Source organism: Streptomyces sp. NPDC034670, assembly GCF_055574875.1.
Genome location: NZ_JBVITR010000008.1, coordinates 63,995 through 79,936, shown reverse-complemented (window position 1 = coordinate 79,936; position 15,942 = coordinate 63,995). Strand labels below are relative to the sequence as shown.

The following is a 15,942-nucleotide window of genomic DNA, read 5'->3' as shown; positions in this document are numbered from 1 at the left end:
CCTTCACGTTCGGTGGACGCCTCCCCGCCCTGAAGGTCGAGGGGCCCACCGAGCATGCACGAGGCGTCCCCGCGCCGGTGGCAGGGGGGTGGCACCGGGGCCGCGGGAACACGCAGCGGACGAGGGGCGTGACGGTCACGGGGGCGGACGGGCCGGACGGGCCGTGCCGAACCGCCCGCCGGGTTCCGGCCGTGGAACGGAACGAGAGGGGCCGCCCGCGGCGGGCCGGTGGACGGCGCGGGCCGCCCGGCGCGCCGGTGGCGGGGTGAGGAACGCCGGGCGTACCGCCGGGACCCTCCCCGCCGACGGGGCCGGGGAGGGCGCCTTCCTCGCCCCGGTCTTCTTCTCGGGCTCCGGTCCCCTCGTCCACCCGGGCTCCGGTCTCCCCCTGTCCACGGCGGCGTTCGGAGCCCGGATCCGGGTTCGGGGGCCGACCCGGCCGTCCGGGCATGCCGAAGTCCTCGACGGCTGCGGGCAGCCGTCGAGGACTTCGGACGCACAGCACCGCGTCCGCGCCTCGGGCCGAGGGGCCGCAGCCGGCCTGCCGAAGCGGCCGGCCCGCGCCTCCCGTTCCCCGAACCCCTACATCATGAAGGGAGCGGCGGACCGGGCCCGCTGCCACATGCCGGGCAACTGCTGGACCGGGCGCTGCTGTTCGCCGTGCAGGGCGTTGAGCACCACCAGGCATCCGGTCAGGGCCGGCACCGCCCACTGCGCGTAGGCCAGCTGCCGCTGGGCCTTGGCGAGGTCGATGGGGTGCTTCTCCGCCTCCTCCGTGGCCTGCGGGTCGGGGGAGGAGGCCAGCTCGACCTTCTTGCCCAGGACCCGGGCGTAGGCGGTGGCCGCCAGGGCCGCGGCGGTGACGACGGTCTTGGCCGTGGTGGAGGCGCCCACGCCCTTCTGCGTGGCGACCCGGTGGGCGTTCGCGGCGAGCAGCCCGCCGCCGCCGAACAGGTGCGCGCCGATGGCGGCGGCGTTGACCGGTGTCCACTTCGCCCATCCCGCTGACGAGATCCGCGCCGTGGCCTGGTCCGTTCCGCCTTCCGCCTCGGCTGCCCCGTTGAGACCGACCGCACCCATCAACGACCCGCCGAACCAGGCTGCCAGGCCCACGTCGTGCAGGCTGCGGATGAAGGTGTTGCGTTCGGACATGGCAGTGCTCCTTACGACAGGGGGACGGGAAGAGCCGACGGAAACGCCGGGCACCCTTCCACCCTCGCGGGGCCCCGGCCCTCCTGCCATCACGGCTGGCCCGGACGGGTGAATCCGCGGGGAACCACCCGGGCGGGCCGGGTGGGAAGCGGCGGCCGCCGGCCCGCCGCACCGGCCGGTGGCGCCCACGGTGACGACTGCTCGTGCGGCTCGGCGGGCCCCGCGGCACGCCGCCCCCTCCGCCCGCCCCGGTCACCGCGGGTCCCGTCGGGCGGCGGTGGGTGCCGGTCGGCGGTGCGGTGGGTGCGGGCCGCGGGGCGGGTGCCGTGGAGGCGGGGGCGCCGGGGGCCGGTGGGCCGGTCGTGGGTCAGGTGAGGGCGGAGTTGCCGGTCACCGTGCGGGCGTGGGCGAACAGCCGCGCCTCGATGTCCGCCGCTGTCGCGGTGCCGATCAGCAGGTCCATGGCGTAGCCGTCCTCGAGGGCGATGAAGGACCGGGCGAGTGTCCGGGGAGTGTCGACGAGCGTGAAGTGCCCGTGGTCCCGGCCGTGTGCGAGGACCTGGCGGTACAGCTCGGTCTGCTGCTCGACGAAGAGCCGGTAGGCCTGGCCGACCGCTTCGTCGCGCAGGGCGACGGGGAAGAGCTCGAACAGCAGCCGGGTGCTCTGTTCGCCCGTGCCCGGCCAGGGCACTCCGCTGCGGATGCACGCCCGCAGCCGCTCCACCGGCCCCTGGGCCGCCGTGATCGCCTCCTTGCGGATGTCGAAGTAGGTCGCGGCGGCGTGCCTGAAGACCTCCGAGAGGAGTTCCTGCAGGTCGGAGTAGTAATAGAGAACGGAGGCGGGGGTGACGTCCGCTTCCGCGGCCACGTCCCGCAGCTTGACCGCGGTGGCCCCGATGCGGATGACGGCCCGTGCGGCCGCGTCGATCAATTGGGCGCGTCGTTCCGCCTGGTTCCTCGGTCGGGGCATGGCCCACATGCTCGCACACGCGGTTCTTTTCCCGGCCCCCACCCATTGACCCCCCGCACATTAGTTAACTAAATTTCGTTTAACGAATGTGTCCCGACCCACACACTTGGTGTTCCATGTCGCGTCCTCTCCCTCTCGCCCTGGCTCAGGCCCCCCGGCGCCCCGCCGGTGACCTGGACGGTTTCGCCGCCGACGTCGCCCGGCGCGTCCGGGGCCTGCCCGCGCAGCCGCTGGTGGTCTACCCCGAACTGCACCTGTGCGGCGCGCCGGACGGCTCCGGCCTGCTCCCCGCGGACCTGCCGGAGGCCACCTCCGAGCCGCTGGACGGCCCCCGCGACGCCGCGCTCGCGCAGATCGCCGGGGACCTCGGGGTGTGGCTGGCCCCGGGCAGCGTCTACGAACGCGGCAGTGACGGCCGCGTCCACAACACCGCGGCGGTGTACTCCCCGCGCGGCGAGCGGGTCGCCTCCTACCGCAAGATCTTCCCCTGGCGGCCCTACGAGACCACGGTCCCGGGCGGCGAGTTCACCGTCTTCGAGATGCCCGGCGTCGGCCGTGTCGGGCTGTCGATCTGCTACGACGCCTGGTTCCCCGAGACCACCCGCCACCTCGCGTGGATGGGGGCGGAACTGGTGCTCAACTTCGTCGAGACCGGTACCAGCGACCGGGCCCAGGAAATCGTCCTCGCCCGGGCCAACTCCATCGTCAACCAGGTGTTCACCGCCAGCGTCAACTGCGCCGCCCCCGTGGGCACCGGGCGCAGCCTGCTGGTCGACCCCTCCGGCACCGTCCGCTCGCAGGCCCCGGCCGACGGCGACACGACCCTCACCGACGTCATCGACCTCGACGAGGTCGGCAACATCCGGCAGTTCGGCACCGCGGCCCTGAACCGCCCCTGGCAGCAGTTCCGGCCCGACGACGCGCCGCTCGCCCTGCCCCTCTACCAGGGCCGCATCGACCCCGCCACCTGGAGCGGCCGCACCCGCCCCGGCTCCGCCCCCTCCTCCGCAGAGAGCACCCCATGACCGGTCAGCCCACCCGGATGAGAGGCAGCCTCGGCCTCCTCTCCGTCGTCCTGTTCGGCCTCGCCTACATGGCCCCGGCCGTCGTCACCTCGACCTTCGGCGTCATCGCCGCGACCAGCGAAGGCGCCGCCCCCACCGCCTACCTCGTCGCCACCGGCGCGATGCTGCTGACCGGCCTCAGCTACGCCAGGATGGCCCGGATCCTCCCGTCCTCGGGATCCGTCTACACCTACGCGCGGCGCACGCTCGACTCACGGTTCGGCTTCCTCGCCGGCTGGGCCATGCTCCTGGACTACCTGTTCCTGCCCATGGTGGCCTTCCTGGTGCAGTCGATCTACCTGCACGCGCAGTACCCGTCGGTGCCGCAGTGGCTCTGGCTGGTGATCAACATCGTGTTCGCCACCGCCGTCAACGTCATCGGCCTCAAGGTGGCCGACAAGGTCAACAAGACCCTGCTGATCGCCGTCACCGGCTGCCTGCTGGTCCTCCTCGTGCTCTGCGTCCGCCACGGCCTCGGCCACGGCGGGACCGCGGCGGCCGGCGACGCGATCTGGAACGGCACCACCAGCATCTCCGCCGTCACCGCGGCCGCGGCCATCGCCGCCTACGCCTTCCTCGGCTTCGACGCCGTCAGCACGCTCAGCGAGGAAGCCCGCGACCCGCAGCGGACCATCCCGCGCGGCATCGTCCTCACCGTGCTCGCAGGAGGCGTGATCTTCGTGGCGCTCTCCTTCGTGATGCAGTGGGCCCACCCCGGCGGCACCTTCGCCGACGAGTCCTCGGCCGGCTACGCCGTCTCCACCCTCGTCGGCGGCCAGGGCTTCGCCGACGTCGCGAACACCATCACCATGCTCGGCGGCTTCGCCTCCTGCGTGGCCATCCAGGCCAGCACCAGCCGGCTGATGTTCGTCATGGGCCGCGACAACGTCCTTCCCCGCCCCGTCTTCGGACGCCTGCACGGCAGACTGCTCACCCCGGTGCCGAACGTCCTCATCGTGGCCGCGATCGCGCTCCTGGCGACGACCCTGACCCTGGCCGACGCCACCTCGTTCATCAACTTCGGCGCCTTCCTCGGCTTCACCGTGGTCAACGTCTGCGTCATCGCCCACGCCGTACGGCAATGGCGCTCCGGCGACCGCCCCTCACTGTTCGGCTTCGTCCTCCTGCCCCTGGCCGGCGCCGCCGTCGACGTCTACCTGCTCACCCAGCTCGACGCCACCGCGACCAAGCTGGGACTCGGCTGGATGGCCATCGGCGTCGTCTACCTCGCCGTCCTCACCAAGGGGCTGCGCCGTCCCGCCCCCGAACTGCGGGTCGACGACCAGGAGCCGGCCGCGGCGGCGCACTGAGAGGCCGCCGTCCGCGCCGGGCGGCCCGACCGCCGCGTGCCCGCCGCTCCCGCCCGGCACCCGTCCTGCCGGGCGGGACGACACGTCCCCGGTCCCTGACCGGGACCGCGCGCGGCGCACCCCGCGGCCGGCCGGGCCGCACCGGTCACCCGGAACGCCCCGGCGGACAGCCGGCCGAGCGGGACCGGCACGCCCACGAAGGGAGGGACGCCCCGTGTGCCGGCCGCTGCCCGCCCGGGTACCCGGGGCGGCATGACCGAGGCGCTTGAAGCAGGTGGCTGGGGACTACTGGCGGGCAGCGCCCTGTTGGTGGGAGCCGTGTTCGGCTACGGGCTGCGCGTGCCGCAGAAGGTCATCGCGGTGGTGATGGCCTTCGGCGCCGGCGTGCTGCTCTCGGCCGTCTCCTTCGAACTGGTCGGCGAAGCCTACGAGCAGGGCGGGCTCGGCCCGGCAGCCGTGGGGACGCTGGCCGGGGCAGCGGCCTACACGGCGGGCAATCTGTGGCTGGCGCGCCGGGGCGCCCGCCACCGCAAGCGATCGGGTCATCACCCCGGACAGGTCCAGCCCTCCGAGCAGGAACGCAGCGGGTCGGGGCTGGCCCTGGCGCTGGGCGCGCTGCTGGACGGCGTGCCCGAGTCGGCGGTGATCGGGATCAGCCTGCTGGACGGCGGCGCGGTCAGCCTCGTGACGGTGGCGGCGGTGTTCATCAGCAACGTCCCGGAAGGCCTGTCCAGCTCGGCCGGCATGAAGGGGGCCGGACGCGGCAAGGGCTACGTCTTCGGCGTCTGGGGAGCCATCGCCGCCGCGAGCACCGTCTCCGCGATCCTCGGCTACACCGTCATCGGGGGCTTCTCGGAGGCCGTGATCGCCGCGGTGACGGCCGTGGCCGCCGGCGCGATCCTGGCCATGATCGCCGACACGATGATCCCCGAAGCGTTCCAGGAGGCCCACCTGGCGATAGGGCTGGTCACCGTCACCGGCTTCCTGGTCTCCTTCGCGCTCTCCCACGCCTGACGCGCTCCCGGGCGCCCGTCGCCGCCCGGCGCCCCGCACAGGATGCCGGGCGGCGGAATCCGCCGCTAAATGGATGAGGGGCTTCGTGCCGTCCGGACGACGAACGCGTGTGAGGGAAAGGCTGGGACAAGGCATGCAGGAGCGCAGTCTGCGGGACCTCCGGGTATCGGCCATCGGCCTGGGGTGCATGGGCATGTCCGCCTTCTACGGATCCGCCGACCGGGAGGAGTCGATCGCGACCATCCGGCACGCCCTCGACCTCGGGGTGGACTTCCTCGACACCGCGCAGATGTACGGGCCGCTCACCAACGAGACGCTCGTCGGCGAGGCGATCCGGGGACACCGCGACGAGTACGTGATCGCGACGAAGTTCAACTACCGGATGGACGACGCCGTACCCGGCGACGCCAGTACGGTCGGTCCGCAGGACGGTTCGGCCGAGCACGTCCGGAGCTCGATCCACGGCTCCCTGGAACGCCTGGGGACCGACCGCGTCGACCTGTACTACCAGCACCGGGTCGACCCGGACGTCCCCATCGAGGAGACGGTCGGCGCGCTGGGCGAACTGGTCGCCGAGGGCAAGGTGCGGCACATCGGCCTGAGCGAGGCGAGCGCGGAGACCATCCGGCGCGCCCACGCCGTGCACCCCGTCACCGCGGTGCAGAGCGAGTACTCGCTGTGGTCGCGGGACGTGGAGGCCGAGGTGCTGCCCGCCTGCCGGGAACTGGGCATCGGCTTCGTGCCGTACTCGCCGCTCGGCCGCGGTTTCCTCGCCGGACGGTTCACCTCCCCCGACGAGCTGGACGCGAACGACTGGCGCCGCGAGAACCCGCGCTTCCAGGACGCCAACCTGGAGGCGAACCTCCGGCTGGCGGCGAAGGTGAAGCAGATCGCCGCCGAGAAGGAGGTGACCCCGGCCCAGCTGGCCATCGCCTGGGTGCTGGCCCGGGGCGAGGACCTGGTGCCGATCCCCGGCACCAAGCGCCGCACCTACCTGGAACAGAACGCCGCCGCGGTCGACGTCACGCTGACCGAGGACGACCTGGCCCGCATCGACGCGGAGCTGCCCGAGGCGGCGGGGGAGCGGTACGACGAGGCGGGGATGCGGTCCGTCAATCGCTAGGCGGCTCCTCACCGGCCGCCGGACCGTCGGACCGGGGTGAGGAGTCCGTCCGGGGCACCCGGCGCCGTCCCGGACGGGCCGACCGGACCGGGTGCCCTCTCCCGCGCCTCGGTCGAGCCGGTGGCCGCGGCGGGCTCACCGCCGTTCACCGGGATCGCCCTCCCGTGGTGCCCCGTTTGCGAGCAGGTGCGGTGTCCGCCTGCGTGGCGCCACCCCTGGCGAGGAGCGAGGACGCCGCAGGGCGACCGCGCCGGGGAGAGCGGCAAGAGGTGAGGACGTGACGATCCTGATCAGGCGTCAGGAACATTCCGTGGACGTGGACCACGGCGGGTGGGCCTTGCAGGACTGCGACGACACGCAGGTTCCTGTCCTGTTCCCGGAGGGTTTCGGCGGCGAGGCGTTCCTCGCCGTTCACCCCGGCCGACTTGATTTCCTCAGCGCCGGACACACCCACACCGCTTCCCTGGAAGTCCAGGTCTGGGACGGGGAGCCCGCGGTGCCGGCCGGAGAACGGGACGAGACGGCACTGGCGAGCATCGTCTGTTCCTCGGGCAAGCCGCGCGCCAGGGGAGTGGCGGGCGGACCGATGCCGGGGACGATCGACCTGTCGGACGGGCCGGGCGACTGGGCGGTGCGAGTGGTGTGCACCGGGCGGGAAGAGGTGTCCGTACGGGCCCGGCACGGCGTCGTGCGCGGTGTGGAGCGGTACGTCGCGCAATTCTGGCCGAAAGCTCGGTGATCCGCAGTGGTGCCTCGTCGTGGCCCGCGGGGACGGGACGAGGAGGCGTCCGCGGCCCTCAGTCGAGACAGAACTCGTTGCCCTCGACGTCCTGCATCACGATGCACGACTCGTCGTACCCGTCGGCGGGCAGCAGCCGCACGCGGACCGCGCCGAGCGCGACCAGTCGCGCGCACTCGGCTTCGAGCGCGGCCAGGCGCTCCTCCCCCACGAGTCCGGTGCCGGCCCGCACGTCGAGATGCACCCGGTTCTTGACGACCTTGCCCTCGGGCACGCGCTGGAAGAACAGGCGCGGACCCACGCCCGAGGGGTCGACGCAGGCGAACGCCGAACCCTGCCGCTCGGGCGGAAGCGAGCGGTCGAAGTCGTCCCACGTGGCGAACCCCTCGGGGGGCGGCGGTACGACGTAGCCCAGCACCTCGCACCAGAAGCGGGCGACGCGCTCGGGGTCCGCGCAGTCGAAGGTGACCTGGAACTGCTTGATCGACGCCATCGGCCCACCATAGCGGCGCGCGCCGTTCACCGGGACCCGGACGCCGTCGCCGCGCGGCCCGAGGCGGAACCCGTGCGGGGCACGGCACCTGCTGGTCCCCGCCCCGTCGGTGCCCGCCTCCGGACGATCGGTCCCAGGGGCCGGCGGCCGTGGTGGTCCCGGACGTGCCGGACGGGTGACGCGGCCCCGTGGGCTGAGTCCCCGTCCGTACCGTCTGGGGAGCAATGACCAAGAGGTTCACCGCGTTGGTCGTCGGCTGCCGTGATCCGGAGCGGCTCGCGGCCTTCCGGTGCGCGGTCCTGGGTTCCGAGGTGATCGACCGGGGCGGGGGCAAGGTCGGGACCGGCTCCTGGGTGCCGACCGTCGAGGAGGTCCGGGCCCGCCAGATGCCGCCCACCCTGGTGTTCGTCCGGGTGCCCGAGGGCAGGACCGCGAAGAACCGGCTCCACCTCGACGTCAGCCCGGTCGACGGCAGTACCGACGACGAGGTGGCCAGGCTGCTCGGCCCCGGCGCCACCAAGGTGGACGCGGGCCAGGGCCCCGGCCGGAGCTGGGTGGTCATGGCCGAGCCCGAGGGAAACGGGTTCGACGTCCCGCGCACCCCGGCACCGTCCCACCGGACGGCCGGTCCCGAGGGTCGGGGCCTTTCGTGTGGATCGGGCCGGGCTCGCGGGGTCCGGGATGCGGCGACGCCTTCGGCAGGTCGCCGGTCCTCACGCGCAGTGAGTGGCGGGGGAGTCCGGGTCCGGCGTCGCGACCGCACTTCGGACCCCTCGCCTCACGCGCGCAGCCGACCCCCTGGGACCGGTCGTCTAGGGCCGGATCGCGAGCGGCAGTGGTGCGCAGTGCACGATGTGGAGGCGGGAGACCGCCCGGGTGACGGCCACGTACAGGCGGTTCATGCCGCGGGGCTCGGCCCGGACGATGGCCGAGGGCTCGACCACCACGACGTGGTCGTACTCCAGTCCCTTGGCGGCGGTGGCCGGCACCACGGTGAGACGGGCCCCGAGGCGGTCCGGCCCGGACGCCGGGACTCCCGCCGCGGCGAGGGCGCGGTGGAGCGCGGGCACCGCGGCGTCGGCCGCGATGACGCCGATGGAGCCCGGGTGCTCCAGCGCCGTGTTCACCGCCGCGACTGTCGTGGCGGTCGTGTCGTGGGTCGTCTCGACGCGCACCTCCCCGTCGCGACGCAGGGACCGGGCGGGGGGTACGTCCACGTCCAGGTGTGCCAGGAGGCGGTTGGCGAGTTCGGCGACGGCGCCGGGGAGGCGGAAGCCCGTGGTGAGCGGAGCGACGACGGCGTCCGGCTTCCCCAGGTGCGCGAGGAACCGCGGCCAGTCGCGTGCGGCCCAGGGGGTGGTTCCTTGGGCGAGGTCCCCGAGGACGGTGACGGATCCGAAGGGTGAGCGGCGGGCGATGGCGCGGCACTGCATGGGGGACAGGTCCTGCGCTTCGTCGATCACCACGTGCCCGTAGCTCCCGGGCCGCTCGATCAGGCCGGCGATTTCGTCGAGGAGCACGAGGTCGGCCGCCGACCAGCGCGCCGACCTGTAGGAGCGCGGGGGCCTGGACCAAAGGAGGCTTTCCCGCTCCTCCCCGTCGAGAACGCCCTCGGCCGCAGCGGCCAGTGCGGCCGGGCAGGTGAACAGGCCGGCGAGGACCTCCTCGGGTCGCACGGCCGGCCAGAGGGTGTCGAGCAGGGTGGCGACCGGGCGCGCCCGGGAGACCTTCCGCACCCAGGTGTCGGTGCGGGGACCGCCGCGACGCTCGGCCTGTTGCCGAACGGCGCGGACGACGCGGGTACGGACGCGTTCACGCCCCACGGCGTAGGGGGGTTCCTCGGCGCGCACGTCCCGGACGATCTCCTCCAGTTCGTCGGCGGGTACGCGCCAGCGGCAGGAACCGTCCGGCAGCACGAGCGGCTGCGTCACCTCCGTGCTCACCCGCGCGTAGAGCCCGCGGCGCAGGACCTCCGCCATGCGGACGTCGTGCTTGACGACCGCCGCGGTGTCGCCGTCCCGTGCCGTGACCGGGTGGCGGGCGATCTCCTCGTCGAGGGTGGTCTGCCGCACGCCTGTCTCGCCGAGCGCGGGCAGGACTTCGCGGATGTAGGCGAGGAAGGCGCGGTGGGGACCGAGGATCAGCATTCCGCCGCGCTGAACGCGTTGCGGACAGGCGTAGAGGAGGTAGGCGGTGCGGTGCAGCCCGACCGCCGTCTTGCCCGTTCCCGGGGCGCCCTGGACACACAGGGAGGTGGTGAGGTCCTCACGCACGAGGTCGTCCTGCTCGGGCTGGATGGTGGCGGCGATGTCGCGCATGGGACCGACGCGGGGGCGCTCGATCTCGCCGGCGACGATGCCGCTCTCCCGCGCCTCGCCCTCACCGAGGTGCTCGTCCTCCAGCGCGGTGAGGTCGGCCGGGTCGCCGCGGCCGGCGGGTGACCAGCCGAAGCGGCGGCGGACGGCGACGCCTTGGGGGTCGCGGGCGCTCGCCTGGTAGAAGGCGCGTGCCACGGGGGCGCGCCAGTCGACCACCAGGGGCGGGGCCGACGGGTCCCGCGCGATGCGCATGCGGCCGATGTGGTACGTCTGCCCGGCGTGCTCACCGGCGGTCCGGCTGTCCCGGGCGAAGTCGAGGCGGCCGAAGAACAGCGGGCCCTCGGGCGGTTCCCGGAGTTCCGCGGCCTGGCTGCGCAACCGGCGGCCGAGTACTTCGGCGTCGGCGCCGGACGCGGAGGCGTCCTCGCCGATGACCACCTGCTCCTGCGCGCCGTCGGTCATGGCTTTCAACGCCGCTCGGCATTCCTCGTGATGGGCGCGTTCCAGGGGCAGGGCATCGCTGGGTAAGGAGTCGGAGCGTGACATCCCCCCACAATAATGCAACCGAGTAAAGTTTTTTACTCGGTTGCGGTGCGAGGCCGGGTCAGGTGCGGCAGGCCGGCCTCGAGTTGCGCGAATGCCGACCGGGCCACCGCCACGGCCTCGGGGTAGAGCGCGTCCGCCCTGCGGCCCGCGGCCGTCCGGCGCCAGTTCTCCTGCGCGAGGACACGCCGGACGGCCACGATCTGCCCGGCGGCCAGACGCGCCTGGACGCCTCCTCCGATTTCGCCGCCGAGGACGTCGGCGAGAGCGGCCTCGTCCCGTTCCACGTGAACGTGCAGCCGTGCCACCAGCGCCGGGGTCCCGTACAGCAACCGGTGGAAGGCGAGCACCTCCGGGTCGTCGTTCAGGCCGGTCACCGGATCGCGCCGGGCGAGCCCGTCCAGGAAGTGGCACCGCAGCGCCTCCAGCGGGGAGCACCCGGCCGGGCGCTGTGCCACCACCCTGCCGGCCTCCCCCTCGTGGTCGGCCAGCCGGTGCAGGACCAGGTCCTCCTTGGCCGGGAAGTACCGGAAGAGCGTCGGCTTGGAGACGTCGACGGCCGCCGCGACATCGGCGACGGTCACCTGCTCGTAGCCCTTCTCCAGGAAGAGCCCGATGGCCGTGTCCGACAGACGCCGGTACATCTGCCGCTTCTTGCGCTCACGCAGCCCGACCGCCTCGCTCATACGAGGAAGCGTACGCAGCGCCCCGCCGTCCTCCCCTCACGGTGCCCCGGCACGGCAGGTGAACCCGGCTGCACAAGATGCGGTCGGATCCGATTGATTCGTGCCATTCACCGGCAACCCGCCTCCGGCGTCACCGGGATGCCGCTACACAAGAAGGCGGGAACGGCGCATGGCCGTCCCCGTGTGGTGGTGACCGGTCGGTGGGGGAGGTCTGGACGGTTGTCGGCCCTCGACGTGTCCGTGCTGCTCGCAGTCACCGTCGTCCGGCGGCCGCGTCGGCGAACGGAGGCCCCCGGCCGGGCCGGTGAGGAGCTGACCGTCGCCCTCGTCCCGGCACGGGGCGTCCTGATCGCCCCCACCCCACTGGGCCGGGGAATCGTGGACGTCCTGGGACGACTCGCGAGCGGCGTCACGCGGGCCGGCCGATGAGCTCCCGTGCGCGTAGGAGGCGTACGACGACCGGGCGGCCGCCGGCGCGGCGGCGCACGCGGAGGCCGGGCAAGCGGCGGCAGCGCGCACAGGACCGGCTGCCCGGCCTTCTCGTGGCGGTGGCCCTGGCCGCCGGCTTGGCGGTGGCCGTCGTCGACCGGCTGCTGGAGCACTGGTGGGTCCCGGTCGTCGCCGGCGTGCTCGCGGCCCTGGCCGTCGGCGGCCGGTTCCACCAGGAGCGGCAGAGGGCGCGGTGGGAGGCGGTGCGCGCGCGGGGCCTGCGGTACGGGCTGTCCCAGCTGGACGCCCTGCACCACTCCCGGTTCGAGGACGCGGTGCGGGACCTCATGCGCCGGGACGGCTGCCCGGACGCGGTCCGCGTCGGGGGTGGCGGAGACCTGGGCGCCGACGTCAAGGCCACCGACCCCTACGGACGCCGCTGGGTGATCCAGTGCAAGCACCGCCGCGACGGCCTGGCCGGCTCCGCGGTGGGAACGCCGGACCTCCAGGTCCTCAACGGCACCGCCCGCCAGGTCCACGGCGCCGACGTCGCGGTGATCGTGACGAACGGCCGGGTGACCGCGCCGGCCGTGGCCTTCGCCGAGCAGCAGCGCCTCCACGTGGTGGACCGCCACACCCTCGGGGTGTGGGCGTCCGGCTCGCGCCCCCTGTGGGAGCTGCTCGGAGCCGTCCCACCGCCCCGCGGACCGGCCTCCCTCTCCTGAGCCGCCCGCAGCCGGCGCCACCTCGCCGGGGCCGCCGGCTCGCCGGGCGCCCACTCCGGTGACACGACCGGCCGTCGTCCGACGGCTCATCGTCCGTAACCTCTGCGGGGGACTTCGCGGGCCCGCGCCGGGCGGTGATGCCGCACCGGCCGTTCGAGGGTCCGCTCGATGCTGCCCTGCTCCACCGGCGCTGTCCTGTTCTACCGGCAGTCGACGGCCTCAACGGGGCACACGGGCCGGGTTCGGAGCCTGCAGACCGTGCGCCGGCCAGCCGCAGGCCGCTCGAGCGGACCATTCAAGGGGCAAGACGGGTGACTCGGATGAGGTCCGGCTTATGCGCGCAGATCTGGGAAAGCCACCCGCCCGGGTGGTCGAGGGAGACGCTGTCGTTTCTCCCTCCGGGGCGAGGGCAAGCGGTTTTCGAAACTTGCGGCAGCCCCGCCGCAATCCGCTGACGTGGCGAAGTGTCCCGCAGCACCGTGCTTTTCGAGGGCCGGTGTCGCGTGTGCGGGTCGATGGAGGAGGGCGCGTGTGCTCCGTGCGGTCCCGGGGCGGAGGGGGTGACGCACACCACAGCGATGCACTGTCCGATCGGTCAGGACTGACCGATCGGACAGTTAAGGTGGAGGGCATGGCACGCCCCGCCTCCGCCCTGCGCGGTCAGATCCTCGAGTCGGCACTGCGACTGTTCGCCGTGCACGGCTTCCGCGGCACCTCGCTGCAGGACATCGCCTCCGACGCGGGTTGTTCGAAGGCGTCGCTCCTCTACCACTTCGCCGGCAAGGAGAAGATCCTCACCGAGCTGCTGACCCCGGCCCAGGACGCCCTCGCCACGCTGCTCGACCGCGTGGCCGGGCTGGAGGGCGGCCGGCTGGTGGAGGAGACCGTCGTCGGATACGTCGAGCTGACGCTGCGGTTCCGCCGCGAGATCCGGCTTCTGTTCGAGGACATCACGGAGATGTCCTGTCACCAGGACCTCAACGTCATGGAGTTGGCGGACGGGTTGCTGGACGCGCTGGCCGGCCGCTCGCGGCAGGCCCCGGCCCGGGTGGCGGCGTGGATGGTGCTGGGCGCCGTCTTCATCACCAGCGCCACCGATGACGAGGTGGCACCGGACGAGGTGCTGCGCGCCGAAATGATCCGCAGTGCGCTGCGGGCACTTGACCACACCCCCAGTTGACCCCCTAACGGAAAGATCCCTCCTCCATGGCGACCTTGCTGTACCGGCTCGGGCGGTTCTCCTTCCGCAGAAGAGGCCGAATAGCCGCGGTCTGGCTGCTCCTGCTGATCCTGCTGGGCGTCGGAGCCGCCACCCTGATGGGTCCGACCAGCGACAAGTTCTCCATGCCGGGCACCGAGTCCCAGCAGGCGCTGGACGACCTCGACCGGCAGTTCCCCCAGGCCGGCGGAGCCACCGGCACCATCGTCGTCGCCGCGCCCGAGGGCGAGAAGCTGAACCCCGCCGCGGTGGCACCCGTGGTGAAGGAAGCCTCCGGGATCGACGGCGTCATCGCGGCCATGGACCCGTTCCGGACCGGCTCCGTCTCCCAGGACGGCCGCTACGCCCTGATCCAGGTGCAGTTCGACAAGGCCGCCGACGAGGTCACCGACGAGCAGAAGGCGGCCTACGAGGCCGTCGGCGCCGACGTCGAGGGCCTGCGGGTCGAGCACGGCGGCGAGGTCATGGGCGGTGAGGTGGAGGTCGGCTCCACCGAGGCGCTCGGCGTCCTGGTCGCCGCGGTCGTCCTGGTCGTCACCTTCGGCTCGCTGGTCGCCGCCGGCATGACCCTGCTGAACGCGCTGATCGGCGTCGCGGTCGGCATGGCCGGCCTCTTCTCCCTGACCAGTGTCATCGAACTGACCTCCACCGCGCCCATCCTGGCGCTGATGCTGGGGCTGGCCGTCGGCATCGACTACTCGCTCTTCATCACCTCCCGCTACCGCCAGTACCTCGCCGAGGGCCTCCAGCCCGAGGAGGCCGCCGGCCGCGCGACCGGCACCGCCGGCTCCGCCGTCGTCTTCGCCGGTGCCACCGTCGTCATCGCCCTGGCGGGCCTCTCCGTCGTCGGCATCCCCTTCCTGAGCGTGATGGGCCTGGCCGCGGCGGGCACCGTCGCCGTCGCCGTGCTGGTCGCCCTCACCCTGCTGCCGGCCTTCCTCTCCTTCGCCGGCAAGAGAATCCTGCCGCGCAAGCAGCGCCACGCGGACGGGGACACCGCCGAGGACGGCACCGCCGCCGAGGGCTTCGGCTTCACCTGGGGCCGGCTCGTCACCAGGCTGCGCGTCCCGCTCCTGGTCGTCGGCATCCTCGGGCTGGGCGCGCTCACCCTCCCGGCCCAGGACATGCGCATGGCCCTGCCGGACGCGGGCACCGCCGCCGAGGGCTCCCCCGCGCGCGAGGCGTACGACCTGACGTCCGAGGGCTTCGGCGAGGGCTTCAACGGCCGTCTCATCGCCGTCGTCAGCGGCAAGGACGCGGAGTCCACCGGAGCGGCGGCCGAGCAGGCCACCGCCCTGATCAAGGACACCGACGGCATCCTGACCGTGGCCCCGCCGCAGCTGAACGAGCAGGGCACCACCGCCCTGCTGGCCATCATCCCCGAGGCCGGCCCGACCGCCGCCGCCACCGAGGACGCCGTCCACGACATCCGCGACCGGGTCGCGGACATCGAGGGGGCCGACATCGCCCTCACCGGCGCGACCGCCCTGGGCATCGACGTCTCGGAGAAGCTCGCCGACGCCCTGCCGGTGTACCTGCTCCTGGTGGTGGGCCTGTCCGTCCTGCTGCTCATGCTGGTCTTCCGGTCGGTCCTGGTGCCGGTGAAGGCAGCCCTGGGCTTCCTGCTCACCGTGGGCGCGACCTTCGGCATCACCGTCGCCATCTTCCAGGAGGGCCACCTCGCCGGCCTGGTGGGCGTCGACACCCCCGGCCCGCTGGTGAGCTTCCTGCCGATCCTGCTCATCGGCATCCTGTTCGGCCTCGCCATGGACTACGAGGTCTTCCTCGTCTCCCGCATGCGCGAGGACTTCGTCCACGGCGCCGACCCGCAGGCGGCCATGGTCAGCGGCATGGGCCACAACGCCCGCGTCGTCACGGCCGCCGCGCTCATCATGACGTCCGTGTTCGGAGGCTTCGTCCTGATGGACGACCCGATCATCAAGTCCATCGGGTTCGCCCTCGCCGTCGGCGTGGTCATCGACGCCTTCGTCGTCCGCATGGCGCTGGTCCCGGCGGTGATGTCGCTGCTCGGCCGTGCCGCCTGGTGGCTTCCGGGGCCCGTCGACAAGGTGCTGCCCGACCTCGACATCGAGGGCGAGAAGCTGAACCGGCAGCTGGCGGCGGAGACGCGCGAGGAGACCCCCGTCTCGGTCTGAC

Annotated in this window: 14 protein-coding genes and 1 pseudogene; 10 read left to right on the top strand and 5 right to left on the bottom strand. The window is 73.2% G+C overall.

Annotated features, from left to right (window positions below):
- Positions 1-582 precede the first annotated feature (582 nt).
- Complete coding sequence (locus tag ACZ56B_RS08535) at positions 583-1,152, bottom strand: hypothetical protein (protein WP_468787659.1); 570 nt, start codon at positions 1,150-1,152, stop codon at positions 583-585.
- A gap of 367 nt (positions 1,153-1,519) precedes the next feature.
- A complete protein-coding gene (locus ACZ56B_RS08530; protein WP_468787657.1) occupies positions 1,520-2,122 on the bottom strand; it encodes a TetR/AcrR family transcriptional regulator in 603 nt (200 codons plus the stop codon).
- Positions 2,123-2,238: 116 nt separating this feature from the next.
- Between ACZ56B_RS08530 and ACZ56B_RS08525 the strand changes: the two genes are divergently transcribed.
- The 5 genes from ACZ56B_RS08525 (at position 2,239) to ACZ56B_RS08505 (ending at position 7,372) form a co-directional block, all read left to right on the top strand.
- Positions 2,239-3,147: a carbon-nitrogen hydrolase family protein gene (locus ACZ56B_RS08525; RefSeq protein ID WP_468787655.1), complete on the top strand. Its 909-nt coding sequence runs from the start codon at positions 2,239-2,241 to the stop codon at positions 3,145-3,147.
- Entirely contained in the window at positions 3,144-4,496 is a 1,353-nt protein-coding gene (locus tag ACZ56B_RS08520; protein WP_468787653.1) for an APC family permease, read from the top strand. The genes ACZ56B_RS08525 and ACZ56B_RS08520 overlap by 4 nt, the downstream gene beginning before the upstream one ends.
- 252 nt (positions 4,497-4,748) lie before the next feature.
- Entirely contained in the window at positions 4,749-5,510 is a 762-nt protein-coding gene (locus ACZ56B_RS08515; RefSeq protein WP_468787651.1) for a ZIP family metal transporter, read from the top strand.
- Between the two features lie 133 nt (positions 5,511-5,643).
- Entirely contained in the window at positions 5,644-6,633 is a 990-nt protein-coding gene (locus ACZ56B_RS08510) for an aldo/keto reductase (protein ID WP_468787649.1), read from the top strand.
- Between the two features lie 277 nt (positions 6,634-6,910).
- Positions 6,911-7,372, top strand: a complete 462-nt coding sequence (locus ACZ56B_RS08505; RefSeq protein WP_468787647.1) for a hypothetical protein — start codon at positions 6,911-6,913, stop codon at positions 7,370-7,372.
- A 58-nt stretch (positions 7,373-7,430) separates the two neighbouring features.
- Here ACZ56B_RS08505 and ACZ56B_RS08500 read toward each other — a convergent pair whose 3' ends face one another.
- Positions 7,431-7,865, bottom strand: coding sequence for a VOC family protein (locus ACZ56B_RS08500; RefSeq protein WP_468787645.1), 435 nt, complete (start codon positions 7,863-7,865; stop codon positions 7,431-7,433).
- Positions 7,866-8,089: 224 nt separating this feature from the next.
- On the opposite strand from ACZ56B_RS08500, the pseudogene ACZ56B_RS08495 reads away from it, so the two are divergent.
- Positions 8,090-8,476, top strand: a pseudogene (locus ACZ56B_RS08495) (VOC family protein); the annotation flags it as partial.
- 201 nt (positions 8,477-8,677) lie between these two features.
- Here ACZ56B_RS08495 and ACZ56B_RS08490 read toward each other — a convergent pair.
- Positions 8,678-10,729, bottom strand: a complete 2,052-nt coding sequence (locus tag ACZ56B_RS08490; RefSeq protein WP_468787643.1) for a HelD family protein — start codon at positions 10,727-10,729, stop codon at positions 8,678-8,680.
- A gap of 32 nt (positions 10,730-10,761) precedes the next feature.
- Positions 10,762-11,412, bottom strand: a complete 651-nt coding sequence (locus tag ACZ56B_RS08485) for a TetR/AcrR family transcriptional regulator (protein ID WP_468787641.1) — start codon at positions 11,410-11,412, stop codon at positions 10,762-10,764.
- A gap of 219 nt (positions 11,413-11,631) precedes the next feature.
- On the opposite strand from ACZ56B_RS08485, the gene ACZ56B_RS08480 reads away from it, so the two are divergent.
- From ACZ56B_RS08480 to ACZ56B_RS08465, 4 genes are all read left to right on the top strand, one after another.
- Positions 11,632-11,841: a hypothetical protein gene (locus tag ACZ56B_RS08480; RefSeq protein WP_468787639.1), complete on the top strand. Its 210-nt coding sequence runs from the start codon at positions 11,632-11,634 to the stop codon at positions 11,839-11,841.
- A complete protein-coding gene (locus ACZ56B_RS08475; RefSeq protein ID WP_468787637.1) occupies positions 11,838-12,566 on the top strand; it encodes a restriction endonuclease in 729 nt (242 codons plus the stop codon). Before ACZ56B_RS08480 ends, ACZ56B_RS08475 begins: the two co-directional genes overlap by 4 nt.
- 631 nt (positions 12,567-13,197) lie before the next feature.
- Positions 13,198-13,746, top strand: coding sequence for a TetR/AcrR family transcriptional regulator (locus tag ACZ56B_RS08470; protein WP_468787635.1), 549 nt, complete (start codon positions 13,198-13,200; stop codon positions 13,744-13,746).
- Between the two features lie 26 nt (positions 13,747-13,772).
- Positions 13,773-15,941, top strand: coding sequence for an MMPL family transporter (locus tag ACZ56B_RS08465; RefSeq protein ID WP_468787633.1), 2,169 nt, complete (start codon positions 13,773-13,775; stop codon positions 15,939-15,941).
- The last annotated feature ends 1 nt before the right edge of the window (position 15,942 follow it).